20 protein-coding genes and 1 pseudogene are annotated in these 22,425 nt (G+C 62.7%); 12 read left to right on the top strand and 9 right to left on the bottom strand.

Going from position 1 to position 22,425, the window contains the following annotated elements:
- A pseudogene (locus QD408_RS23550) lies at positions 1–182 on the top strand (IS110 family transposase); the annotation flags it as partial.
- A 97-nt stretch (positions 183–279) separates the two neighbouring features.
- Here QD408_RS23550 and QD408_RS23555 read toward each other — a convergent pair.
- Positions 280–1,236 carry an extensin family protein gene (locus tag QD408_RS23555; protein WP_414140954.1) on the bottom strand — a complete coding sequence of 319 codons (957 nt, stop codon included), beginning with the start codon at positions 1,234–1,236 and terminating at the stop codon, positions 280–282.
- 262 nt (positions 1,237–1,498) lie between these two features.
- Here QD408_RS23555 and QD408_RS23560 point away from each other — a divergent pair, with 262 nt between their 5' ends.
- The 6 genes from QD408_RS23560 to queF all read left to right on the top strand — a co-directional run bounded on the left by QD408_RS23560 (position 1,499) and on the right by queF (position 9,010).
- A complete protein-coding gene (locus tag QD408_RS23560; protein ID WP_414140955.1) occupies positions 1,499–3,733 on the top strand; it encodes a TonB-dependent hemoglobin/transferrin/lactoferrin family receptor in 2,235 nt (744 codons plus the stop codon).
- Between the two features lie 462 nt (positions 3,734–4,195).
- On the top strand, positions 4,196–6,385 hold the full coding sequence (locus tag QD408_RS23565; RefSeq protein WP_414140956.1) for an anthranilate synthase: 2,190 nt from the start codon (positions 4,196–4,198) through the stop codon (positions 6,383–6,385).
- Positions 6,386–6,525: 140 nt separating this feature from the next.
- Positions 6,526–6,765 (top strand): hypothetical protein, encoded by a 240-nt coding sequence (locus QD408_RS23570; RefSeq protein WP_414140989.1) that lies wholly within the window; start codon positions 6,526–6,528, stop codon positions 6,763–6,765.
- 11 nt (positions 6,766–6,776) lie between these two features.
- Positions 6,777–7,448, top strand: coding sequence for a DUF2161 domain-containing phosphodiesterase (locus tag QD408_RS23575; protein ID WP_414140957.1), 672 nt, complete (start codon positions 6,777–6,779; stop codon positions 7,446–7,448).
- Between the two features lie 183 nt (positions 7,449–7,631).
- On the top strand, positions 7,632–8,546 hold the full coding sequence (gene emfA, locus QD408_RS23580) for a CDF family cation efflux transporter EmfA (RefSeq protein WP_414140958.1): 915 nt from the start codon (positions 7,632–7,634) through the stop codon (positions 8,544–8,546).
- Entirely contained in the window at positions 8,546–9,010 is a 465-nt protein-coding gene (gene queF / locus QD408_RS23585; RefSeq protein ID WP_088681891.1) for a preQ(1) synthase, read from the top strand. Before emfA ends, queF begins: the two co-directional genes overlap by 1 nt.
- A gap of 183 nt (positions 9,011–9,193) precedes the next feature.
- On the opposite strand, the gene QD408_RS23590 is transcribed toward queF, so the two are convergent.
- Positions 9,194–9,940 carry a DUF2076 domain-containing protein gene (locus QD408_RS23590; RefSeq protein ID WP_414140959.1) on the bottom strand — a complete coding sequence of 249 codons (747 nt, stop codon included), beginning with the start codon at positions 9,938–9,940 and terminating at the stop codon, positions 9,194–9,196.
- 230 nt (positions 9,941–10,170) lie between these two features.
- Between QD408_RS23590 and QD408_RS23595 the strand changes: the two genes are divergently transcribed.
- The 3 genes from QD408_RS23595 (at position 10,171) to leuA (ending at position 14,197) form a co-directional block, all read left to right on the top strand.
- Positions 10,171–10,755 carry an ATP-dependent Clp protease proteolytic subunit gene (locus tag QD408_RS23595; protein ID WP_003593011.1) on the top strand — a complete coding sequence of 195 codons (585 nt, stop codon included), beginning with the start codon at positions 10,171–10,173 and terminating at the stop codon, positions 10,753–10,755.
- A gap of 181 nt (positions 10,756–10,936) precedes the next feature.
- Positions 10,937–12,136: a benzoate/H(+) symporter BenE family transporter gene (locus QD408_RS23600; RefSeq protein ID WP_414140960.1), complete on the top strand. Its 1,200-nt coding sequence runs from the start codon at positions 10,937–10,939 to the stop codon at positions 12,134–12,136.
- Between the two features lie 342 nt (positions 12,137–12,478).
- Complete coding sequence (gene leuA, locus QD408_RS23605) at positions 12,479–14,197, top strand: 2-isopropylmalate synthase (RefSeq protein WP_414140961.1); 1,719 nt, start codon at positions 12,479–12,481, stop codon at positions 14,195–14,197.
- A 261-nt stretch (positions 14,198–14,458) separates the two neighbouring features.
- On the opposite strand, the gene QD408_RS23610 is transcribed toward leuA, so the two are convergent.
- The 4 genes from QD408_RS23610 to QD408_RS23625 form a co-directional block, all read right to left on the bottom strand.
- Complete coding sequence (locus QD408_RS23610; protein ID WP_414140962.1) at positions 14,459–15,298, bottom strand: anti-sigma factor family protein; 840 nt, start codon at positions 15,296–15,298, stop codon at positions 14,459–14,461.
- Between the two features lies 1 nt (position 15,299).
- Positions 15,300–15,809 carry an RNA polymerase sigma factor gene (locus tag QD408_RS23615; protein WP_088681895.1) on the bottom strand — a complete coding sequence of 170 codons (510 nt, stop codon included), beginning with the start codon at positions 15,807–15,809 and terminating at the stop codon, positions 15,300–15,302.
- A 186-nt stretch (positions 15,810–15,995) separates the two neighbouring features.
- The gene (locus QD408_RS23620) at positions 15,996–16,556 is read right to left on the bottom strand and encodes a tetratricopeptide repeat protein (RefSeq protein ID WP_088681896.1); all 561 of its coding nucleotides are present in this window, start codon (positions 16,554–16,556) and stop codon (positions 15,996–15,998) included.
- 159 nt (positions 16,557–16,715) lie between these two features.
- Complete coding sequence (locus QD408_RS23625; RefSeq protein WP_414140990.1) at positions 16,716–17,624, bottom strand: metallophosphoesterase family protein; 909 nt, start codon at positions 17,622–17,624, stop codon at positions 16,716–16,718.
- A gap of 70 nt (positions 17,625–17,694) precedes the next feature.
- Here QD408_RS23625 and QD408_RS23630 point away from each other — a divergent pair, with 70 nt between their 5' ends.
- The gene (locus QD408_RS23630; protein ID WP_190237422.1) at positions 17,695–18,171 is read left to right on the top strand and encodes an NUDIX domain-containing protein; all 477 of its coding nucleotides are present in this window, start codon (positions 17,695–17,697) and stop codon (positions 18,169–18,171) included.
- 3 nt (positions 18,172–18,174) lie between these two features.
- Here QD408_RS23630 and QD408_RS23635 read toward each other — a convergent pair whose 3' ends face one another.
- Positions 18,175–19,161 (bottom strand): glutathione S-transferase family protein, encoded by a 987-nt coding sequence (locus QD408_RS23635; RefSeq protein WP_414140963.1) that lies wholly within the window; start codon positions 19,159–19,161, stop codon positions 18,175–18,177.
- 208 nt (positions 19,162–19,369) lie between these two features.
- Between QD408_RS23635 and QD408_RS23640 the strand changes: the two genes are divergently transcribed.
- Positions 19,370–19,933, top strand: a complete 564-nt coding sequence (locus tag QD408_RS23640; protein WP_088681899.1) for a GNAT family N-acetyltransferase — start codon at positions 19,370–19,372, stop codon at positions 19,931–19,933.
- Here QD408_RS23640 and QD408_RS23645 read toward each other — a convergent pair whose 3' ends face one another.
- Both QD408_RS23645 and QD408_RS23650 read right to left on the bottom strand, forming a co-directional pair.
- A complete protein-coding gene (locus QD408_RS23645; RefSeq protein WP_414140964.1) occupies positions 19,934–20,350 on the bottom strand; it encodes a GNAT family N-acetyltransferase in 417 nt (138 codons plus the stop codon).
- A gap of 4 nt (positions 20,351–20,354) precedes the next feature.
- The gene (locus QD408_RS23650) at positions 20,355–22,424 is read right to left on the bottom strand and encodes a hypothetical protein (RefSeq protein ID WP_088681901.1); all 2,070 of its coding nucleotides are present in this window, start codon (positions 22,422–22,424) and stop codon (positions 20,355–20,357) included.
- Between the last annotated feature and the right edge of the window lies 1 nt (position 22,425).

Here is a 22,425-nt window from a genome sequence, read left to right on the forward strand (position 1 = left end):
TCGCATCGCAGCGCTGGAACGAGGTGCTGGTGGCGCTCTACAGACGCCTCGTCGAAAAAGGTAAAGCCCACAGAACGGCCCTCATTGCATGTGTGCGCAAACTTATCATCTTCGCCAACACAGTCCTCAAACGCCAAACCCCGTGGGTAAAAAATCCCCCGCCGCAAAGGTCTTCAGCTTAATGGTTGCGCTTCTCCCCGCTGGGGAGAAGGGGTATGTCGCGCTGTTTCCGTTCCTCGCCAAATCTTGCTTGATGGCGGGCTTCTAGCGCTTCAACCATCAATGGCAATAACGATAGCCGCCCTTCCTTTCGATGATGTCGAGATGGAAATGGGTTTCGTGGGCCGCGTCGCTTTCGGGGTCGAGGACGGTGGTGAAGTAGAGGCAGCCGGCGGCGCTGACGGTGCGCTGGAAGGCGCCGGTCAATGTCGAGTCCTCGCGGCGGGAGCGGACGGCGACATCCTCGCCTTTTTCGAAATGGAAGCTTGCAATGTCGATGGCGTTGCCGCGGGCGTGTTCGGAGATCTTGCCGGTTTCGGCGCCGTTGCGCAGGCGGCACATATAGGACGTTGCCTGGTTGACTGACATGAGGCGGCCCTGCTCCGGCAGGGCGGCGGAAGCGGCGGGGATGACGCTCTCCTTCATCCAGCGGGCAAGGGCGAGTGCGGCCGGGCAGCGAATCGTCGCCTCCGGCTTCAGCGTGATGCCGGGCAGGGCTTCGGAAACGATGATCGGCTTGTCGATGCCGCAACCGTTGCCGTCGTCGATGCGCGGCGCTTCCTTGAAGACGACGCCGAGAGCCTTCAGCGCGGCCGTGCATTCGGCATGCTCGGCATCGCTTTCGGGTTCGATCGTCAGGTGCTGCTCTTCAAGCGTCTGCTCGCCGGGCGGCTTTTCTGCCGGCGGCGTCTGCGGACTTTCGAGATGTCCTGGCGGCAACGGCGGGCCTTGCACGGGTTCCGCGGGCTCGGGCTTTGCCGGTTCGGCTGGCGGGGTGGACGGCTGGTCAGGTGCGGGTGTCTCTTGATCCTTGACGTCAGGCTTCGGCTGAGGGGCCGGCACCTCTTCAGGTGCGGGCGGTTCCGTTTTCTTCGAGGCCGGGGAGGTGGGGCTCGCCGCCTGCCGGGCATCGGGCCTGGGTTCGGGCAATGGACCTTGTTGGGGCAGGCGGGCGCCGGCAAGAAAGGCGGTCGCGGCGAGCAGGATCGCCAGTATCGAAAGTTTTCTCAAACGCATCCATTCCCTGATCGATAGCTAGGGATAATGCGCGAGGGCGGATTTCGTTGCAAATGCGCAACGTTTTGGAAGATCATTAAAACTTGATGATAATATTCAACATAAATCGGCGCTATATGTTGACAATATTGCTCATGTTTTTTATGCGGCAAAAAGAAGGCGGAATTCTGCTTCGTCTTCATCCGCAAAAGCCCAGCCAGCCCCTCGAGCGTTCGACGCGCCACGACCAGCCAGCCCGGTAATCATCATGAGAGGGTAGGTTATGATCGTCCGGCATTGGCGCTCGGTTCTATTGGTCTGCACGGCAGCCGCAGTTGTTCTTCCTGTTTCGCAGTCTTTCGCGCAAAGCGCTCCGGCTACCACGCCGGAAGCGGCGGCGGAGGATGCCACCACCCTGCAGAAGATCGTCGTCAAGGGCAAACGCGTGGCTCCGGGCAGCGTCGCCGACACGCCGCTCGCGACTGAAATCACCAAGAAGCAGCTGGAAGAGAAGCAAGTCACCAATTACGACGATATCGGCCGCAGCGTCGATGCAAGCGTGAATTATTCGCGTGCCGACTCCGGCTTCAATCTGCGCGGCCTTTCCGGTTCCCGCATCCTGACCACGATCGACGGCATTCCGATCCCCTATATTTCGAACAGCGCGCGCCAGGGGGCCTTCGCGCCGGCCAACGCCAATGGCGGTGGCGATCTGTTCGATTTCGACTCGCTGTCCTCGCTCGACATCGTGCGCGGCGCGGATTCGAGCAAGGGCGGTTCCGGCATGCTCGGCGGCGCCATCGTTCTCAATACGCTGGAGCCGGAAGATCTCATTCCCGAGGGCCGCGACTGGGGCGCGATCGTCAAGTCCACCTATGACAGCGAAGACCGCAGCATTTCCGGCTCGGCCGCCGCCGCCAAGAAGATCGGCGGTACGTCGATCCTGTTTCAGGGCGGCTACCGCAAGGGTCATGAACGCGACAATATGGGCGACAATGACAGCTATGGCCGTCTTCGCACCGAGGCGGATCCGGCCGATTTCGATCAGAACAACCTGCTCTTCAAGCTGCGCCAGGATCTGGAAGGCGGCCATCGCATCGGCTTGACGGCGGAACGCTTCCGCCGCGATCTCAAGACCGATCTGCGCGAACTTCAAGGCGGCACGACACCCCGCAACTACATGATCGACAATTATGATGGCCGCGAACTGCGCGACCGCGACCGCGTTTCTCTCGATTACGATTATGAGGCGCAGTCTTCCGACGCTTTCTTCAGCAGCGCGCGCGCCACGCTTTACTGGCTGGATTTGAAGAAGGAAGCCGGCAGCAGGGGCCGCACGACCGCCAATGTGGCCTATGGCCGCAACAACGAGATCGAAAACGAAACCTGGGGCTTCAGCGGCACGGCGACGAAGGATTTCGAATATTCCGGTCTCAGCCACTCGGTTCGCGTCGGGCTCGATGTCGGCGTCTCCAACTGGAGCCAGTACAGCTGGGGTCTTTGCCCGACGGCGACCACCTGCCCTGCACTGAACAATCAGGCGGAAGTGCCCGATGTCGACAGCCAGAACCTTGGGCTAGTTGTCGAAGACAAGATCGAAATCGGCAATACCGGCTTTACGCTGACGCCAGGTGTGCGCTTCGACTGGTTCAACTACAATCCGTCGACCGGCGGCGGCTTCGCAAATAATACGGGGCTTACCCGTTTCGGCGATCCGCAGGACCGGACGGAAGCCGGCATGTCGCCGAAGATTCTTGCGACATACGACCTGACGCCCGACGTGCAGCTCTATGCGCAGCTGGCCGTCGGCTTCCGTGCCCCCACGGTGGACGAGCTCTACAGCCGCTTCTACAATCCCACGGGCCGCTACGCCCAGCTCGGCAATCCCGATCTGGAACCGGAAATCGGTCGCGGTGTCGAAGTCGGCGCCAATTTCGATACGGGCGATTTCACCGGCAGGGTCGCGGTTTTCCACACCCGCTATCAGAACTTCATCGAGACGGTGACAACCAGGGACGCCACCGGCTTCACGGAGTTCAATTACACGAACGTGTCGTCGGCCGTGATCTCGGGCATTGAAGCCAGCGCCGCCAAGACGTTCAACAACGGCATCAATCTGCATGCCTCGCTTGCCTATGCCTATGGCAGGAACGAGGATACGGGCAAATACCTGAGATCGGTTGCTCCCTTCAAGGCGATCATCGGCGGCGGCTGGAGCAACGACAACTACGGTTTCGATCTGTCTTCGACACTTTCGGCAGCTATGCCTGACGACGATACTGCGACCACGTTCGATGCGCCCGGCTACGGCATCGTCGATCTGACAGCATGGTGGACGCCGGAACAGTTGAAGGGCCTGCGCATTCAGGGCGGTGTCTACAACATCTTCGATCAGGAATATTTCAATGCGCTTGCCGTGCGCGACGTCAACCTGACCTCGGTGACTGCATCCCAGCCACAAGAGTGGTATTCTGAGCCGGGTCGCACGTTCAAGGTCTCGATCACGAAGACCTTCTGAATGCCGATCATGTCTTCAAGGCTGGGGGAGGGCGGCTTTCGGGCCGCCCTCAGGCTGCCGACAAGCCACTGCAGAACCCGCGACGTCATCCTCGGCCTTGTGCCGAGGATCTACGCACGTCCAATTAAGCATCTGAAAAATGCTTTTCTTCTAGGAAATTGCCGTGGTTAGATGCTCGGCACAAGGCCGAGCATGACGGAGTAGACTTTGTCAACAAGCTGAGGCTAGCGGCAATGCCGCCCTTTTCATTCCCGCAATCGCCTCTTGCGCGGCGGCGGATCTCAGGCTAACAATTTTCTCCATGATCAAGTCTTTGAACATTGCTGTTTGGTGGTGGGCTCGCTGAGGCGGCCTCGACCAATCGTGTCCAAAGACGACGACGAGTGAGCCGCCCGAAACTTCGAGGCGGCTTTTTTGTTTTATCGCCGCCTGTCGCCCGGGCCCCGATAACGGAGTGGAATTATGGTAACGATCCTGCGGGATGATGGTGCGGAAATCTACGAGACCAAGGGCGGCATCACTGTCACCCGGCAGCGGCGGGCAATCCCCTATGCCGACGCGGTCTCTTCCTATATCGACAAGCTCGACGAGCGCCGCGGCGCGGTGTTTTCGTCGAACTACGAATATCCGGGCCGCTATACGCGCTGGGACACCGCCGTCGTCGACCCGCCGCTCGGCATCTCCTCCTTCGGGCGCGACGTCTGGATCGAAGCCTATAACGAGCGCGGCGAGGTCATCCTCGGCTTCGTGGCCGAGCGGCTGAAGACGGTGTCCGAGATCGTGCTCGGCGCTTCCTCCGCCCGCCGCCTCGACCTTACCGTCAAGACGCCGGACCGGGTATTTACCGAGGAAGAGCGCTCGAAGATGCCGACGGTCTTTACCGTGCTGCGCGCCGTCACCGACCTCTTCTATTCGCAGGCCGATGCCAGCCTCGGCCTCTACGGCGCCTTCGGCTACGACATCGCCTTCCAGTTCGATGCGATCAATCTGAAGCTGACGCGGCCCTCCGACCAGCGCGACATGGTGCTCTTCCTGCCGGACGAGATCCTCGTCGTCGACAACTATGCCGCCAAGGCCTGGATCGACCGTTATGATTTCGAGAAAGACGGCGTGACGACCGAAGGCAAGGCCCAGGATATCGCGCCGGAGCCTCTCAAGCACACGGATGCCATTCCGCCGAAGAGCGACCACCGGCCGGGCGAATATGCCGAGCTCGTCACCAAGGCGAAGGAAAGTTTCCGCAAGGGCGATCTCTTCGAAGTCGTGCCCGGGCAGAAGTTCATGGAGCGCTGCGAAAGCAAGCCTTCGGATATTTCCAGGCGGCTGAAGGCGATCAATCCGTCGCCCTATTCCTTCTTCATCAATCTTGGCAACCAGGAATATCTGGTCGGCGCCTCGCCGGAGATGTTCGTGCGGGTGTCCGGCCGCCGCATCGAGACCTGCCCGATCTCGGGCACGATCAAGCGCGGCGACGATCCGATCGCCGACAGCGAGCAGATCCTGAAGCTCCTGAATTCCAAGAAGGACGAATCCGAGCTGACCATGTGCTCGGACGTCGACCGCAACGACAAGAGCCGGGTGTGCGAACCGGGCTCGGTGAAGGTGATCGGCCGCCGGCAGATCGAGATGTATTCGCGCCTCATCCACACGGTCGACCACATCGAAGGGCGGCTGCGCGACGACATGGACGCCTTCGACGGGTTCCTCAGCCACGCCTGGGCCGTCACCGTCACCGGCGCGCCGAAGCTCTGGGCGATGCGCTTCATCGAGAGCCATGAAAAGAGCCCGCGCGCATGGTATGGTGGGGCAATCGGCATGGTCGGCTTCAACGGCGACATGAATACCGGCCTGACGCTGCGCACCGTGCGCATCAAGGACGGCATTGCCGAAGTGCGCGCCGGCGCGACGCTGCTCAACGATTCCATTCCAGAGGAAGAAGAAGCCGAAACCGAACTGAAGGCCTCCGCCATGCTTTCCGCCATCCGAGACGCCAAGATCGGCAATTCCGGCAAGATCCAGCGCGACGTTGCTTCCGTCGGCAAGGGCGTCAGCATCCTGCTCGTCGATCATGAGGACAGCTTCGTCCACACGCTCGCCAATTATTTCCGCCAGACGGGCGCGACGGTTTCGACCGTGCGCACACCGGTGCCGGAAGAGATCTTCGACCGGCTGAACCCGGATCTCGTCGTGCTGTCGCCCGGGCCCGGGACGCCGAAGGATTTCGACTGCAAGGCGACGATCAAGAAGGCGCGGGCGCGCAACCTGCCGATCTTCGGCGTCTGCCTCGGCCTGCAGGCGCTCGCCGAAGCCTATGGCGGGGAACTGCGTCATCTCGCGCTGCCGATGCACGGCAAGCCGTCGCGCATCCGCGTGCTGGAGCCGGGCATCGTCTTCTCCGGCCTTTCGAAGGAAGTGACCGTTGGCCGCTACCATTCGATTTTCGCCGATCCCTCGACGCTGCCGCGCGAGTTCATCATCACGGCGGAAAGCGAGGACGGCACGATCATGGGCATCGAGCACGAGAAGGAGCCGATCGCCGCGGTGCAGTTCCACCCGGAATCGATCATGACGCTCGGCGGCGATGCCGGCATGCGGATGATCGAGAATGTCGTGGCGCATCTGGCGCGCAAGGTGAAGACGAAGGCTGCTTGATGGCAATTCCGGTTCGCCCTTCCTTGTCGTGGGAAGGGCGGAGCGGGCGCTCCAACGTCGGAATAATTGCCAGGCAAGCATGGTTGACTTCTTCTGACAAATCAGAACATTTCAGGAACGATCAACCGGGACTCATCGCCGTGGCCAATGCTGAAAAGTTCATCATCCTCCCTTATCGCAAGAACCGCGGCAATCTGGTGCCCGGTGAAATGCGCCAGGCGTCGAACCCCATCAGTGCCGAAAAGATCGCGTCTGCGATGGCTGACCGTTTCGTCGGCGTCGCGGCCTATGCCGTCATCGTCGACGAGGAAACCGGCGACATGACCTCGCCGCGATTGCTCGCGCGATATGGCGAGATTGCCGATCTCAACGCCGCCTGAAGCGTGGTTTCATGGAGACGTCGCTCTACCTGCCGGTCAAAACCTTCCTGGAGGCGGCCGGTTATGTCGTGAAGGGAGAGGTCGGCGGATGCGATCTCGTCGGCCTGAGCGATGGCGAGCCGCCTGTCGTGGTGGTCTGCGAACTCAAGCTCTCGTTCAATCTCGAACTGCTTCTCCAGGCGGTCGATCGCGCCGCGATGAGCGATGAGGTCTGGATCGCGGCGCGTGTTTCAGCCAAGGGGCGTGGGCGGGAGGCCGACAAACGCTACCGCGATCTCTGCCGGCAGCTCGGTATCGGCATGCTTGGCGTCTCCGATGGCGGTGAGGTCAGCGTCATCGTCAGTTCCGTCTCGCCGATGCCGCGCACCAACCCGAAGCGGCGCACGCGCCTCGTCAAGGAGCATCAGCGTCGCCGTGGCGATCCCGCCGTCGGCGGCGGTTCGCGGGCGCCGATCATGACCGCCTACCGCCAGCAGGCGCTGCTCTGTGCCTCGGCACTCGAGCGGGGAATCGTAAGGCCGCGCGATATGAAGGCGCTGACATCAAAGGCCGGTCCGATCCTGCGCGACAATGTCTACGGATGGTTCGAACGCCGGGAGAAGGGTGTCTATGCCCTGACGCCGGCAGGCCAGGCCGCTCTCTTACGCTGGCCGCAGCCTGTCGTCCAAGATCCGGCTGGCTGAACCGCGCCGCTGTTTTCCGGTCAAGGCCCTAACCGCTGTGAAGGACGTGTCATTCTCTTTGACAAATCCGCTATCATCGCCCATATCACCCTCAACTGAACCGCCTGCGCGACATTCGCGCGGGCGGTTTTGCATTTCAATGGCTTGGACCCTGCAATTCATTCGCAACCGCAGGAGGACGATATGAACGACCACGGCGATCTTACGGTTCGGAAGCTGGCGATGTGGGGCATTCCGCTGTCGCTCGGCGTCATGGGGCTGAAGATGGTGGCGTGGTGGGTCACCGGCTCGGTGGCGCTGCTGTCGGATGGGCTCGAATCGACCGTCAACGTCGTTGCCGCCTTCATCGCTTTCTTCGTCATCCGCTATGCGCAGAAGCCGGCCGATCACGATCACCCCTTCGGCCATCACAAGGCGGAATATCTGTCTGCCGTCACCGAAGGCGTGCTGATCGTCGTCGCCGCGCTCCTGATCGTCAACGAGGCGATCGGCTATCTCAGCGAGCCGCGCATGCTCGACGCGCCGGTGCTCGGCCTCGCGATCAATTTCGCCGCCGGCATCATCAATGCGGTCTGGGCGCGGCTCTTAATCCGGACCGGGCGCAAACACCGTTCGGCGGCGCTGACGGCGGACGGGCAGCATATCATGTCGGATGTGGTGACATCAGTCGGCGTGCTCGCCGGCCTGCTGCTCGCGCTGGCGACCGGTTATGCGATCTTCGACCCGGTGCTCGCCATCCTCGTTGCGATCAACATCCTCTATCAGGGTTGGAAGGTGATCTCGCAATCGATCGGCGGGCTGATGGACCAGGCGGTCGAGCCGCAGGAGGAGGAGGCGATCAAGCAGGCGATCGCCACCCATGCGGCGGGCTCGATCGGTGTGCACGATCTGAAGACGAGGCGGGCGGGCGCTGTCACCTTCATCGATTTTCATATGGTGGTGCCCGGCTCTATGTCGGTTCGGCAGGCGCATGATATATGCGACCGCCTTGAGGATGCCATCAGCGCCGTGCATGAGGGCGCCAAAATAGCCATTCACGTGGAGCCGGAGGGCGAAAAGGCCCATGGCATCCGCGTCAAAGTCGTCAAGGAGGCGTGATGCCGAATACAGATGTTTCCAGCCTGTCGATGCTGGGCCAGCAGACCGAAACCGCAAAATCGCCGGAGGAGGCGGTGCTGGAAAAAGTGCCGGCCACCCATGCCGGCACCGATTATGTCGTGCGCTTCACCGCGCCGGAATTCACTTCGCTCTGCCCGATGACCGGGCAGCCGGATTTCGCCCATATCGTCATCGACTACATCCCGGGCGAATGGCTGGTGGAATCGAAGTCGCTGAAGCTCTTCCTGTTTTCCTTCCGCAATCACGGCGCCTTCCACGAGGATTGCTCGATCTATATCGCCAAGCGCATCGTCGAGCTGCTCGATCCCAAGTGGCTCCGGATCGGGGCTTACTGGTATCCGCGCGGCGGCATTCCGATCGACGTTTTCTGGCAGACGGGCAAGCCGCCGGAAGGCGTGTGGCTGCCGGAGCAAGGGGTTGCTACATATCGCGGGCGTGGGTGAGCCGCGGTGCCGCCAAAGGCGGCAGCAATCGATAGCTTTTCTTTCAACGCAATTCCGAACGAAAAACCGCTGCGCACTTTTTCTGGAATTGCTTTGAATCGATTGCAGCGACGAACGCCCTGAGCCAAAGCGAAGGGCCGGGATACGGTGCGGCAAACGCTGCCCGTCTCCAACAGCTAAATCTTACACATCCGTAACGTCCCCGGACGAGTCATCGCTGTAATCATCGCCATCGTCGTAATCGGCCTGCTGCACATTGCCGTCATTGTCATTACCGGCATTGTCCGATGCCTGGCGGGTATCGTCGTTGCCAAAATAATTGTTGATGACGGTTTCCTCGGTTGGCGCGGACGCATTGCCGAAGGGGTTGGCGCCGAAGGGCGAGCCCCAGCCGAGCGAGGACATGTGGTTGCCGAAGATGCCGCTCAGCGAATTGGCAAGCAGCATGCCGCCGGCCACACCGGCCGCCGTGCCGAGCGCGCCGCGCAGGAAGCTGCCGCCGGCTGACGGAGTGTAGGCCTGCTGGCTCCAGGGTCCCGTGGGCTGCTGCTGCATCTGGCGGGTATCGTCATAGCCGCGGGACGGCTGCCCCCAGGGGCCGGGGTTGGCGGGAACCGGGGCCGGCTGCTGTGTCTGGGTGTTGCCGAAGATCGAGCTCAGGAAGCCGCCGCCCTGTTCGGCCTGGCGGTGGTCGCCGGCGCCGGCTTCGAGCTGGCGGACGCGCTCCTCGAGTTCCTTGATGTGGTTGGCGGCCGCCTCCAGCCCTTTTTCCTGAACGATGACGGCCTGGGCGAGATAATAGGTGGCCGAGGGCTGCTCGCGGGTCGCCTGGTCGATCAGCGCTTCGGCATCGCGGTCGCGCGGCTGGGCTTGCGCGGTGCGCACGCGGTCGAAGAGGGCGGTCAGCAATTGGCGTTCTTCCGGTGACATGTCCTGTCTCCTGTTGTTCCGATGCGGCGTTGCCGCGTGAGGGGTGAGGTAGGAACCGATTCAGGCTTTTCAAAGCCTTTGCCCGTTACATTTCAGTAAGGCTTGCAGAACGGCGTGCGGCTTCTTAAGGATATCTCCACCGCTTCGGTGCCTTGTGTTTTTCCCGCATTGTTTTAGGCATTGAGTCGCATTATGTGCGAGGAACCCGAATTCATCTCCGAGAGGTTCGAATGAACGACGAAGACCAGGACGACAAGACGAAGGAACTGCCGCTCGGCAAGGAAACGGAGGCGAATCTTTTCAAGTCGCGTTCGATCTTCATCTATGGACCGATCAATCAGGAACTGGCGCAGAAGGTCTGCTCGCAGCTCGTCGCGCTTGCCGCGGCCAGCGACGAAGACATCCGCATCTACGTCAATTCGCCCGGCGGCCACGTCGAATCCGGCGATTCCATCCATGACATGATCAAGTTCATCAAGCCGAAGGTCTGGATGATCGGCACGGGCTGGGTCGCTTCGGCCGGCGCGCTGATTTATGTCGCCGCTCCGAAGGAGCAGCGCCTGTGCCTGCCGAACACGCGCTTCCTGCTGCACCAACCGTCGGGCGGCACGCGCGGCATGGCATCCGACATCGAGATCCAGGCCCGCGAGATCATCAAGATGAACGAGCGCCTGAACAAGATCATGGCGGCGGCCACCGGACAGCCGCTCGACAAGATCGCCAAGGATACGGATCGCGACTATTGGCTCTCGGCCGAAGAGGCGAAGGACTACGGCCTCGTCTCGCGGATCGTGACGTCGCAGGCCGACATCTGAGCTTTCTAAGCAGACACTGTTAAAAACCGCCCTTGCCTGCCGACCGCAGGCGAGGGCGGTTTTTTTTGGATGATGCCTGCGCTTGCCCACAGGCGAGGCTGGACGGAAAGAGCCGAATCCGGGCTTGCGCGCGCGGCAACCATCATGCTCCATGCGCATTCCCGCAGCACGCGAGTCCGCCATGCTCAAAGATTTTTCCGTCCAGGCTCTGTTCATGGGTCTGCTGACCGCTTTCGTCGGTTCCGCCAGCTCCTTCGCCGTCGTGCTGCACGGGCTGCGGGCGGTCGGCGCCACGGAGGCGCAGGCGGCTTCGGGGCTGATGGCATTGTCGATCTCCATGGGGATCTGCGCGATCGTGCTCAGCGCCGTGACCCGATTGCCGATCAGCATTGCGTGGTCGACGCCGGGCGCGGCACTGCTCGCAAGCACCGGCGCGATCGAGGGCGGCTTCAATGCGGCGGTCGGAGCGTTTCTCATCTGCGCGGCGCTGATCGTCATTGCCGGGCTGTTCAAGCCGCTCGGGCGCGCGGTTGCCGCCATCCCCGCGCCACTTGCCAATGCGATGCTCGCCGGCGTGCTGATCGGCCTCTGCTTCGCGCCGGTGAAGGCGATCGGCTTCAATCCGCTGCTCGGGCTGCCGATCGTCATTTCCTGGATCGTCGTCGGCGCCTTCAAGCGACTCTGGGCGGTGCCGGCCGCTCTCGCAGCCTTCGTGCTGGTGCTTGCCTTCGGCGTCGATATTCCTGACGGCGCCTTCGCTTCGCTCGAACGGTCGCTGGTGCCGACGGCGGAAATCGTCCGGCCGGTGTTCAGCCTTGCGGCTTTCATCTCGATCGCGCTGCCGCTCTTCATCGTGACCATGGCCTCGCAGAACATTCCCGGCATCGCGGTGCTGAAGGTCAATTTCTACGACCCGAAGCCCGGCCCGCTCTTTGCCGTTACCGGCTTCTTCTCGCTGCTCTCTGCGCCCCTCGGCGGCCATGCCGTCAATCTGGCGGCGATCACCGCGGCGATGTGCGCGGGCCAGGATGCCCATGCCGATCCGAAGCGGCGCTATTGGGCATCGCTGATCGCCGGCGTCGGTTATATTATCCTCGGGCTGCTCGCCGGCGCGGTGACGGCTTTCGTGGCGCTCGCGCCTCCCGTCCTGATCGAGGCGGTGGCGGGGCTGGCGCTGGTCGGCGCCTTTTCGTCCTCGGCGATGTCGGCCTTCCAGGCGCAGGAATCGCGCGAGGCGGCGGCGATCACCTTCCTCGTCACGGCATCCGGCGTGTCCTTCGGCGGCATCTCGGGCGCCTTCTGGGGATTGATCGCCGGCGGGCTGATGCTGGCGCTGTCGCGGCTGGTGAAGATGTCGAAAGATCGCGCTCGGCAGAAGTAACGCAAGCCGGCGGGCCGCGAGGGCTTGCCAGTTTCGCAGCCCAAGGCTATAAGCGCGGCCATGAAGACCTCTGGCGCCAAGATTTCCGAGACGATTGCACGCGGCCGCATCGCCCTGCGTGACTCCTCGCGCGCCCTGACCTCGCTTCTTCTCCTCGGCCTTACGCGCGGTTGCCGGGTCCTTTGAGGAGCGCCCGGCGGCCGAAAGCCCGCCCGGCCATCGCTCCTCGCGACTCACTTTCAAAATTGACCTAACGACCGACGAAGGTCCGCATTTGTTTATCGCCAAGCCCGACGTGATCGGCTAAGAGGCGGAGCAAATGCCGGATGAGGAGACAAGACAATGGACAACACCACCAGCCGATCCTCCGCAAAAGGCATGCCCGATGCGGCGCTGAAATACCGGCCCTATCCTCAAGTCAACATTGCCGACCGCACCTGGCCGACGAAGACCATCACCAAGGCGCCCGTCTGGTGCTCGGTGGACTTGCGCGACGGCAACCAGGCGCTGGTCGACCCGATGGGCCATGACCGCAAGGCGCGCATGTTCCATCTGCTGCTCGAGATGGGCTTCAAGGAAATCGAGATCGGTTTCCCTTCGGCTTCGCAGACGGATTTCGATTTCGCCCGCTGGTGCGTGGAAGAGGGCAACGTGCCCGCCGACGTCTCCCTGCAGGTGCTGGTGCAGTGCCGCCCGGAGTTGATCACCCGCACTTTCGAAGCGTTGGAAGGGGCCAACCAGCCGATCGTGCATTTCTATAATTCGACCAGCGAGCTGCAGCGCCGCGTCGTTTTCGCCAAGGATGTGCAGGGCATCAAGCAGATCGCCGTCGATGCGGCCAAGATGATCACCGACATGGCGGCCAAGGCCGGCGGCGGCTACCGCTTCGAATATTCGCCCGAAAGCTTCACCGGCACCGAGCTGGAAGTGGCGCTGGAAATCTGCAACGCCGTCATCGAGGTGGTGAAGCCGACGCCCGACAACAAGCTGATCATCAACCTGCCTTCCACCGTCGAGATGGCGACGCCGAACGTCTATGCCGACCAGATCGAATGGATGTGCCGTAACCTCGACAACCGCGAGAACCTGATCGTCTCGCTGCATCCGCATAACGACCGTGGCACCGGCATCGCCGCCGCCGAGCTGGCCTTGCTGGCGGGCGCCGACCGCGTCGAAGGCACGCTGTTCGGCAATGGCGAGCGCACCGGCAATGTCGATGTGGTGACGATGGCGCTCAACATGTTCACGCAAGGGGTCGATCCCGGGATCGACTGCTCGAACATCGAGCGCATCAAGGAAGTGTTCGAATATTCGAACCAGATGGCGATTGCAGAGCGTCACCCCTATGTCGGCGAGCTGGTCTATACGGCCTTCTCCGGCTCGCATCAGGATGCGATCAACAAGGGCATGAAGGCCGCACAGGTCGCCAACCATCCGGTGTGGGAAGTGCCGTATCTGCCGATCGATCCGCGTGACGTCGGCCGTTCCTACGAGGCGATCATCCGCATCAACTCGCAGTCCGGCAAGGGCGGCATCGCCTATATCCTGCAGCAGGATTACGGGCTCAACCTGCCGCGCAACCTGCAGGTCGAATTCCGCGAGGACATCCAGCGCATCACCGACGTAGAGGGCAAGGAGCTTCCCTCGAAGCGTATCTACGACCGCTTCATCGAGCGCTATGTGACGCAGCCCGATGCGCGCCTCAAGTTCGTCGATCACCACACCTATCCCGACACGGAGCGCAAGGGCCAGCGGATCGTCGCGGCCGAAATCACCGACAACGGCGAGATCAAGCGCATCGAAGGGCAAGGCAACGGCCCGATCGACGGCTTCATCAACGCGCTGTCGCATTATCTCGGCATCGAGATGTCGGTCGAGGATTATTCCGAGCATTCGCTGCAGCACGGCTCCAACGCGGCGGCGATCTCCTATGTCGAGACCTCCTATCCCGGCGGCAAACTCTTCGGGGCAGGGATCAACACCAACATCGTTGGGGCATCGCTGGAAGCGATCGTTTCGGCGGCTAACCGCGTGCTCGAGGTGAAGGCCGGTAAGGCCTGATCGAATAGGTTCAGGCCGTGACCGTCTCGGTACGGCGCGGCCTGACGGTTGGGGTGACTTCGTTGTGTCTACGCTGAGCGTACGCGAAAGCAATGAAAGCCGTGCCGTGCGGCCCCCTCATCCGCCTGCCGGCACCTTCTCCCCGCTGGGGAGAAGAGACTCGCGGCAGTGTCTCGGTTCCCCCTTCTCCCCAGCGGGGAGAAGGTGCCCGTAGGGCGGATGAGGGGGCCGCTGGCGCTGGTCGTCGATTTTCCTATCGCGTCAAATCGCCGTGGCGATCTTCATAGCGAGCTGATCGAGGGCGGCTTCGGCGGAGGGGCCGGCGAGGACGTAGGAGGTGCCGGCATTGTGCCAGGTGACCAGGCCGATCTCGTCCTTGATGGTTTCCTTGAAGTCGTCGGTCTCCGGCGGCTGGGCGTCCTTGCGGAAGCAGATCGAGATGATGTCGCCGTCATTGTTGGAATAGACAAGCTGGCCGACGGGGCGGCTGTCGCCGAGAATGACGCGGGCTCCCTGGAAGGTCCAGGATTCACCGCTGAGATCGGGCACACGGAAGGGCACGCCGATGGCGGTCGTCAGCCAGCTGGAGATTTCTTCGGCCTGTGAGGCCGGCACTTCGACGAGATGGCGCGGCTGGCGGATCAGCAGGCGCTGATAGGCGGTGACGTCGCTCAGCCAGTCGCTGGTGTTGGCGGGTGCTGTGGCAGTCGTGGTGGCTATTTCGTCGGCATCCGGGCTGATGCCGACGAAATAGCCGATACCGCAGCCGACGACGAAAAGGATGAGGGCGGCGGCCAGCGCCTGCGGGCCGCTCGGCGACAGTTTCACCTGCGGGCGCGTGGCGCGCTGGGCGATCGGCGTCTTCGGCGGCTGTGTGCTCTTGATCGAGCGGACGAGGGCGAGCGGCACCGGCTCCTTCAGGACGTCTTCGAGGCGGCGGCGGCCGAAATCGGCGCCATGGCGCAGCTTTTCATGCAGGCGGCGCGCATTCTCGTCGCTTGCCAGGCGCTGCTCCAGTTCGTGCCGCTGTTCGGACGAGACCTCGCCGTCGAGAAGGGCGGTGAGCTGGGCTTCGAGCGGCAATTTCCTAAGATCGAGCAATTCAGTACCTGTGGATGGGGTGGGTGCCGGCGAGCCCGGCAAAATGCAGCCTGGCCGTGGCAAGCTGGGAGACGACGCTTGCCGTGGAGACGCCCATGATGTCGGCCGCCTGCTGATAGCTGTGGCCTTCGACGTCGACGAGCAGGAAGATCGAGGAAACGCCGTCCGGCATCTCGGCGATCATGCGATGGATGGCATCGGGATCGACCGAGGCAGAACGTTCACGCGCAGCCTCTCTGATATCGGTGACGTTGCCGCGGGCGGATGCCTTCGGCTTGCGCTTGCGGCTGTCGTCGGCCCATTGCTGGCGGGCAAGCGTGTAGATCCAGCTTTCCAGCCGGCCTTCGCCGTTCCACTGATGCCCCTTGGCAATGGCGCGCAGACAGACGGCCTGCACAAGTTCGTCGGCAATGGCCGCTTCGCCGGCGAGCGTGATCGCAAAGCGGCGAAGGCGGGGCAGAAGGCCGACGAGATCACGGCGGAGGTCGATGGTCGTTGCGGGCTGACGCATTGTCTATCCAAGAAGCAGTCACAATGGTTTCGCGGACGAAGGGTTCGCCATCGAGCGCGAAACCGGCTTTATCGGCACCGGAGATGCATGTGCTTTATGAAGCAAGTCTCCTGCACTTCGCAAGCATCCGGTCGTCTTATCCCCTTTTCTCAAGGGATATTCATGTTTTAGCCCGCAAAGCTTGCGTCAATATGTCCTGTACCCGTTCAAGCTTTGCAGCAGGGCGCGATAGGCCCAGGTGCCTTCGCCGCCGCGGTCGCGGATTTCGACGAGCTGGACGCGGGCGCCCTGGATGTCTCCCTGCTCCACCAGCGCCATGCCCATGTAGGAGCGGGCGAGGATGTAGTTTTCATCGGCCTGCAGCGCCTTGCGGTAGTAGGACATGCCGAGCTCCATGCGGCCGGCCTTGCGGTTGGCGTAGCCGAGATAGTTCAGGATGCGCGGGTCGTTCTGGTTGTCGGCGAGATCGAGCACGGTGATGGCGTTCTCATACTGGCCGGCATAGGCGAATTCGCGGGCGAACTTATAGAGATCGTCGTCGTTGAAGCTGTTCTTCTTCGGGGTGACGCATTCCTTCTTTGCCTTGTCCCAAACCTTGCCGCCGGTGCAGGTCTTGGTCGTCTGGGTTTTCGGCGGCGGATTGGTGTCGTCGTTGCTGTCGCCGACCGCGAAAGCGGCCGTTGCAATGCCGAAGGCAAAGCCGGCGGCAAGGGTCGTTCTGCACAGGCGATGGAAGGGGGAAGTCATTGGCGGCTCCGTTCTGAGGCGATGCAGTTGCTCGGATTGTACGCTTAACGCCCAAAATACCAAGGGGGACAATCAGCCTCAACGGCAAATGTTGCGACGGTCGTGAGGGCCTTTTCGAGATTGCTTCAAGTGCCGCACAAAAAGAGTCCGAAGCCGGCGCTAAGGCGAGAAAATATCGACGCTTTCCGGCATCATCGCATCGCCTGTCCGGTTCACGCTGAAGCGCTCGCCGGTGAGCTCCCAGGCGCCCGGAGAGCCATCGATGGAAAAGAGATTGTAGGCGGCCGGCGGCTTGATGCTGCCCGGTCCCTGCGAGGCGGACGCGATGCCGACGACCGGCACCGGCTGCACCTGGCCGCGCAGCCAATGCAGCGTGTTCAGATGCGTGTGGCCGTGCAGTACGAGCTCGGCGCCGCCGGTCGAAATCACGGCCGCGAAACGGCGGATGCCGATCATGCGTTTGTAGAAGGTGGTGGCGCCGCGGATCGGCGGATGATGGATCATGACGACGCGGAAGAGACCGGCTTCGCCGGCCGCGCGCAGCATGTTCACCGTGTCGCGGGCCTGGCGCGCGCTGAAAAAGCCGGAGGCGGCGAAGGGGGGCGTGGCGACGGCCGTGGAGCAGCCGACGATCGCCACCTTGCCGCGGACACGCAGATAGGGAAAAATGTGACGATCTTCCTGCCATTGCGGCGGGGCGAGGKCGCCGCGGACATAATCGTACCAGGCGCGCATCGACTTCTCGTAGGCGCCAGGCACATAGGCGTCGTGATTGCCCGGAACGACCGAGGTATCGGCGGGATCGCCGAGCGCGCGCAGCCACGCGGCGGCGGCGCGGATCTCGATTCCGCTCGCCAGGTTGACGAGGTCGCCGGTGACGGCGAGGTGATCGGCCTGATGGGCGCGGATATCATCGAGCAATAGATCGAGCGTGCTGCCGAAAAGGTGCTTGCGTCGGTTTCGATGCCAGTTCACAAAGCCGGTTATGCGTTTCGAAAACAGCTCCTGAATGGAAAGACGGGGCAGTGGTCCGAGGTGGACATCGGAAATATGCGCGAGCTTGAACATGCTACGAGACATAGACCAGCTTATTGACAAATCAAACACATCCGGCGCGATGAAGAGCCGAAACGGAACGATGGCGGATAAAGAGAAGCCCCCTCACATCAGGCTGGCCTTGCGCCTCCTGCATGTCTATTTTTCCTTCGCCCGCGGCATGACCATGGGTGTCAGGGCTGCGTGCTTCGATGCGGACGGCCGGATTTTCCTCGTGCGCCACAGCTATATCGGCGGCTGGCATATGCCCGGCGGCGGGCTGGAGCGCAACGAGACGGTCGAAGAAGCGCTGGTCAAGGAGCTGCGCGAGGAGGGCAACCTCCGGATCATCGGCAAGCCGCAGCTGGTCCAGGTCTATTTCAACACCACGACCACCCGGCGCGACCATGTCGTGTTCTACCGGGCGACCGTCGAGCAGACGGCGCCGCGGCCGCCGGACTGGGAGATCTCCGACAGCGGGTTCTTTTCGCTCGACGACCTGCCCGAGGGCACGACCGAGGCGACGTATCGCCGCCTCGCCGAGCTGCGGGGCGAGCAGGAGCCCGACCATCGCTGGTGAGTATCAAGCCGCGAAAAGCTTTTCGCGGCCATGTGGGCTGTCGAGATCGAGCACCGGGCCGGCGGGGACGATGCCCGTCGGGTTGATCGTCTTGTGGCTGCGGTAATAGTGCTGCTTGATGTGCGCCAGGTTTACCGTCTCGGCGACGCCTGATGTCTGGTAGAGATCCCTGAGGTAGCCGGGCAGGTTGCGGTAATCGGCGATGCGGCGGATGTTGCATTTGAAATGGCCGACATAGACGGGGTCGAAGCGCACCAGCGTCGTGAAGAGGCGCCAGTCGGCCTCGGTCAAGCTGTCGCCGAAGAGGTAGCGGCCCTTGCCCAGGCGCTCGTCGAGAATGTCGAGCGTTTCGAAGAGCTTGCCGACATTTTCCTCATAGGCTTCCTGAGTGGTGGCGAAGCCCGCCTTGTAGACGCCGTTGTTGACGTTGTCGTAGACGGTGGCGTTCAGCGCGTCGATTTCGGCGCTGAGATGCTCCTGATAGAAATCGATCTTCGAGCCCGTCAGCCCGTCGAAGGCGCTGTTGAACATGCGGATGATCTCGGCCGATTCGTTGCTGACGATCGTGCCGGTCTGCTTGTCCCAGAGGACGGGAACGGTGACGCGGCCGGAATAGTGCGGATCGGCCTTGACGTAGATCTGCCAGAGGGTGGTGGCGCCGAAGAGATGGTCGCCGGTGGCGCCGTCGCCGACTTTGAACTCCCAGCCGTTCTCGAGCATCAGCGGGTCGACGACTGAGACCGAAACCAGGTCCTCCAGCTTCTTCAGCTTGCGGAAGATCAGCGTGCGATGCGCCCAGGGGCAGGCGAGCGAGACATAGAGATGATAGCGCCCGGCCTCGGCCTTGAAGCCGCCGCTGCCTGAAGGGCCGGCCGTGCCGTCTGCCGTCACCCAGTCGCGGAACTGCGAGGGCTGCCGCTTGAACTGGCCCTTGCTCTCCTTCGTGTCGTACCAGGCGTCATGCCAGACGCCGTCCACCAGCATTCCCATGATCTTCATTTCCTCGATTTGCGTGTCGGGATGGAAGGTAGCTGAGATAGCGGGGCTTTGCAGGCGGTAAAGATTGAACAGTGTGTCACGGCGTTGGCGGGAAGGCGCATTTTGCGTTGGACGGCGGAAATTTTTCCTGCTATCGGCCTTTTCACGATTTGAGAGACGCCCACCTGATGTTCATTTCCAGAAACCCGCGACGACGCTGATGCTCCCGAACGCCCAGGGCGTGTTCGAGACCCATCAATCTGTCCATCCGGTTTCTGTCATCATGTACAAGCACGATCTCGTCTATCTCACTGAAGACGCGTCTCATGACGCCGCCATCGAACACATCAACGAAGAAGCCTTCGGTCCGGGCCGCTTCACGCGGGCTGCCGCGCGCATCCGCGAGCAGGGGCCGCATGATCCGTCGCTGTCCTTCATCTGCACCGATAATGGCGAGACGATCGCCTCCGTGCGGATGACGCCGGTGCTCGCCGGCACGGTAAAGGGACATCTGCTTGGCCCGCTCGCCGTCCGTCCCTCCCACAAGAACATCGGCATCGGCCGTGAATTGGTGCGGATCGCGGTGGAAGCGGCAAGGCGCAAGGGCTCGGAAGCCGTCATCCTGGTCGGCGATCCGCCCTATTACGGCCCGCTCGGTTTCGAGAAGGTGGCTTACAACGCGCTTGCCTTTCCAGGCCCAGTCGATCCCGGCCGGGTGCTCGTCGTGCCGATCGCCGAGGGCGTGCACGAGCGGCTGAAGGGCACGATCGCCTGGCACGGATGATCAGAGATTTTTCCGGAGGAAGCTGCGCGTGCGGCCCTTCGGGAAATGCTCAAGCTCACCGAAGACTTCGTAACCTTGGCGCAGATAGGCGCTGAGGGCTTGCGGATTGAACGTATCGATCCACGCGCCGCGGCAGCCTCGGGCTCTCGCCTCTTCTTCGGCTTTTGTCAGAAGCTTGCCGGCGAGACCGGTGCGGCGCAGCGTCTCGGGAATATAGAGCATCTGGGTGAAGAGCCAGCCCCAGGCGGTATAGCCTGAGAGGCCGCCTGTCACCTTGCCGTCGGTGTCGCGGATGAGGACGGCGAGCGGCCGGCGAGCCGAAGGGCCGGCATCGCTATCGTTGAAAGCCGAGAGCGCATCGGTAATCGCCGCGAGTTCCTCCGGCGAAGGCGAGGCGGTGAGCTCGAATTCCGGCATGGGATTACCGCCCCTCGCGCCACCACATGGCGCCGAAGGCGAAGAGCAGGATGCCGACGCCGGCAAAACCGGCAAAGAGCGGCAGCGTGTTGATACCCTTCAGAACCGTCTCGCTGGTCATGCGGATCATCATCCGATCGCTGTCGGAGACGCGGACCTGGCCGCGCACCGGCAGGATCGGCGGGACGCTGACCGCGCCGCTTTCGCTGGCGACGCGGGTCACGAGGCCCTTGCTTCTGTCGGCGACCGGCTTCAGCACATCCGTCGTCGAGATCATCGCCTTGAATTCCGGCGCATCGACGGCGCCGATATGGACGAGTGTCGAAAGCGGGCCGTTGCGGATTTCGAAAAGGCCGATCTCATCCATCCGCTTTTCGGCCTTGTAGAGGCCGGGTTCGGTCTGGGAAAGCGGCAGGGTTTCGGTCTTGCCGGAGGGGTAACGCACCGTGGCGTTGCCCGGATTGTCGCCGATCGTCTGGCGGGTGACTTCAAGGGTGCGGCCGGAGGCGCGCGCCGTCAGCGCTTCTTCCTCCAGCGCGGGTTCCTTCATCAGCCAATGGGCGACACGGCGATAGAGTGAGACATTCGGGCCGCCGCCTTCGAAGCCGCGCGCCCAGAGCCAGCCCTGATCGGAAAGCAGCATGGCGACGCGGCCCTGGCCGGAGCGGTTCAGCACCAGAAGCGGGTGGTTGTCGGCGCCGAGCATGATCGTCTCGCCCTCGGGCTTTTCGACATCGACGCTGCGGAACCAGCGGCCCCAATGCGGCGGGTCCTCGCCCGAACCGTCCAGGCCGCGGGTGACGGGATGTTTGCGGCCTTCCTCGGAGAGGCGGGGATAGAAGGCTTTCTCGATCATCTGGCCGGTGGGCATGGCCGGCAGCACCGAGGAAAGCGGCGTCATCGCGATGGAATCAGGGCCGGCATGCTCGGGGCCGGCGGCGATCAGCAGCGCTCCGCCGTTTTCGACATATTGCGCGATGTTGTCGTAATAGAGCAGCGGCAGCACGCCGCGATGCTGGTAGCGGTCGAAGATGATCAGGTCGAAATCCTTGATCTTGTCGACGAAGAGCTCGCGCGTCGGGAAGGCGATCAGCGACAGCTCGTTGATCGGCGTGCCGTCCTGCTTTTCCGGCGGGCGCAGGATGGTGAAGTGGACGAGATCGACCGAGGCGTCCGACTTCAGCAGGTTGCGCCAGGCGCGCTCGCCGGCATGCGGCTCGCCGGAGACGAGCAGGACGCGAAGATTCTGCCGGATGCCGTCGATGACATGGACGGCGCGGTTGTTGGCGGCGGTGACTTCGCCGGGAAGCTCGGCGACCGAGAATTCGAGCACGTTGCTGCCGCCGCCCGGCACCTTGAAGGAGAAGGGCGTATCCTGGCCGGGTGTGGCGCGCAGGGTGGCGATCTCGTTGCCGTTCATCTTCACCACGACATCGGCGGTGCCGCCGGGGCTCGGGCCGTCGTCGAAGACGCGCAGAATGACCTGCTGCTCCTCATTGACGATGCCGAAGCGCGGCCCCTTGATCACTTCGATGCGGCGATCGAATTCGTTGGGCTTGCCGGTCACGAGGCCATGGATCGGCGCATCGAAACCGAGCGCCTGATTGGCGGCCGGGACATCGTGGACCTCGCCGTCCGTCAGCATGATGGCGCCACCGACACGGGAGGGCGGGACGTCGGCGATGTTGGCGGCCAGCGCATCGAACAGGCGCGTGGCGGGTACGTCGGAATTGACGTCACCTTCGACGTCGACGAAGCGGGGCTCTATCTGCGGAAAACGGGCGAGCTGTCCCTTCAGGGCTGCAAGCGCCTCGTCGGTCATCTTGACGCGGTCGGGCGTCTGCTGGCTCTGGCTGCGGTCGACGATGACCGGGACGATCGTCGACAGCTGATCGCGGTCCTCCTGCAGCAGCACGGGATTGGCAAGAGCGATCAGGAGGGCGGCCGCTGCCAGCGTCCTGATCCAGGCGCCGCGAATACCGCGCCAGATCGCAAAGGCGGCGACAACTGCGCTGACGGCGGCGAGCGCCGCCAGGACCGGCCAGGGCAGGAAGGGCGAAAAATCGAACGTCATC

It is taken from the genome of Rhizobium sp. BR 249, from assembly GCF_047445895.1.
Classification (GTDB): domain Bacteria; phylum Pseudomonadota; class Alphaproteobacteria; order Rhizobiales; family Rhizobiaceae; genus Rhizobium.

What these genes read in the sequence shown, in the direction of transcription:
- QD408_RS23555 (WP_414140954.1), bottom strand. Translation starts at nt 1,236, where the DNA reads ATGCGTTTGAGAAAACTTTCGATACTGGCGATCCTGCTCGCCGCGACC.
- QD408_RS23560 (WP_414140955.1), top strand. Translation starts at nt 1,499, where the DNA reads ATGATCGTCCGGCATTGGCGCTCGGTTCTATTGGTCTGCACGGCAGCC.
- QD408_RS23565 (WP_414140956.1), top strand. Translation starts at nt 4,196, where the DNA reads ATGGTAACGATCCTGCGGGATGATGGTGCGGAAATCTACGAGACCAAG.
- QD408_RS23575 (WP_414140957.1), top strand. Translation starts at nt 6,777, where the DNA reads ATGGAGACGTCGCTCTACCTGCCGGTCAAAACCTTCCTGGAGGCGGCC.
- emfA (WP_414140958.1), top strand. Translation starts at nt 7,632, where the DNA reads ATGAACGACCACGGCGATCTTACGGTTCGGAAGCTGGCGATGTGGGGC.
- queF (WP_088681891.1), top strand. Translation starts at nt 8,546, where the DNA reads ATGCCGAATACAGATGTTTCCAGCCTGTCGATGCTGGGCCAGCAGACC.
- QD408_RS23590 (WP_414140959.1), bottom strand. Translation starts at nt 9,940, where the DNA reads ATGTCACCGGAAGAACGCCAATTGCTGACCGCCCTCTTCGACCGCGTG.
- QD408_RS23595 (WP_003593011.1), top strand. Translation starts at nt 10,171, where the DNA reads ATGAACGACGAAGACCAGGACGACAAGACGAAGGAACTGCCGCTCGGC.
- QD408_RS23600 (WP_414140960.1), top strand. Translation starts at nt 10,937, where the DNA reads ATGCTCAAAGATTTTTCCGTCCAGGCTCTGTTCATGGGTCTGCTGACC.
- leuA (WP_414140961.1), top strand. Translation starts at nt 12,479, where the DNA reads ATGGACAACACCACCAGCCGATCCTCCGCAAAAGGCATGCCCGATGCG.
- QD408_RS23615 (WP_088681895.1), bottom strand. Translation starts at nt 15,809, where the DNA reads ATGCGTCAGCCCGCAACGACCATCGACCTCCGCCGTGATCTCGTCGGC.
- QD408_RS23620 (WP_088681896.1), bottom strand. Translation starts at nt 16,556, where the DNA reads ATGACTTCCCCCTTCCATCGCCTGTGCAGAACGACCCTTGCCGCCGGC.
- QD408_RS23630 (WP_190237422.1), top strand. Translation starts at nt 17,695, where the DNA reads ATGGCGGATAAAGAGAAGCCCCCTCACATCAGGCTGGCCTTGCGCCTC.
- QD408_RS23635 (WP_414140963.1), bottom strand. Translation starts at nt 19,161, where the DNA reads ATGGGAATGCTGGTGGACGGCGTCTGGCATGACGCCTGGTACGACACG.
- QD408_RS23640 (WP_088681899.1), top strand. Translation starts at nt 19,370, where the DNA reads ATGCTCCCGAACGCCCAGGGCGTGTTCGAGACCCATCAATCTGTCCAT.
- QD408_RS23645 (WP_414140964.1), bottom strand. Translation starts at nt 20,350, where the DNA reads ATGCCGGAATTCGAGCTCACCGCCTCGCCTTCGCCGGAGGAACTCGCG.
- QD408_RS23650 (WP_088681901.1), bottom strand. Translation starts at nt 22,424, where the DNA reads ATGACGTTCGATTTTTCGCCCTTCCTGCCCTGGCCGGTCCTGGCGGCG.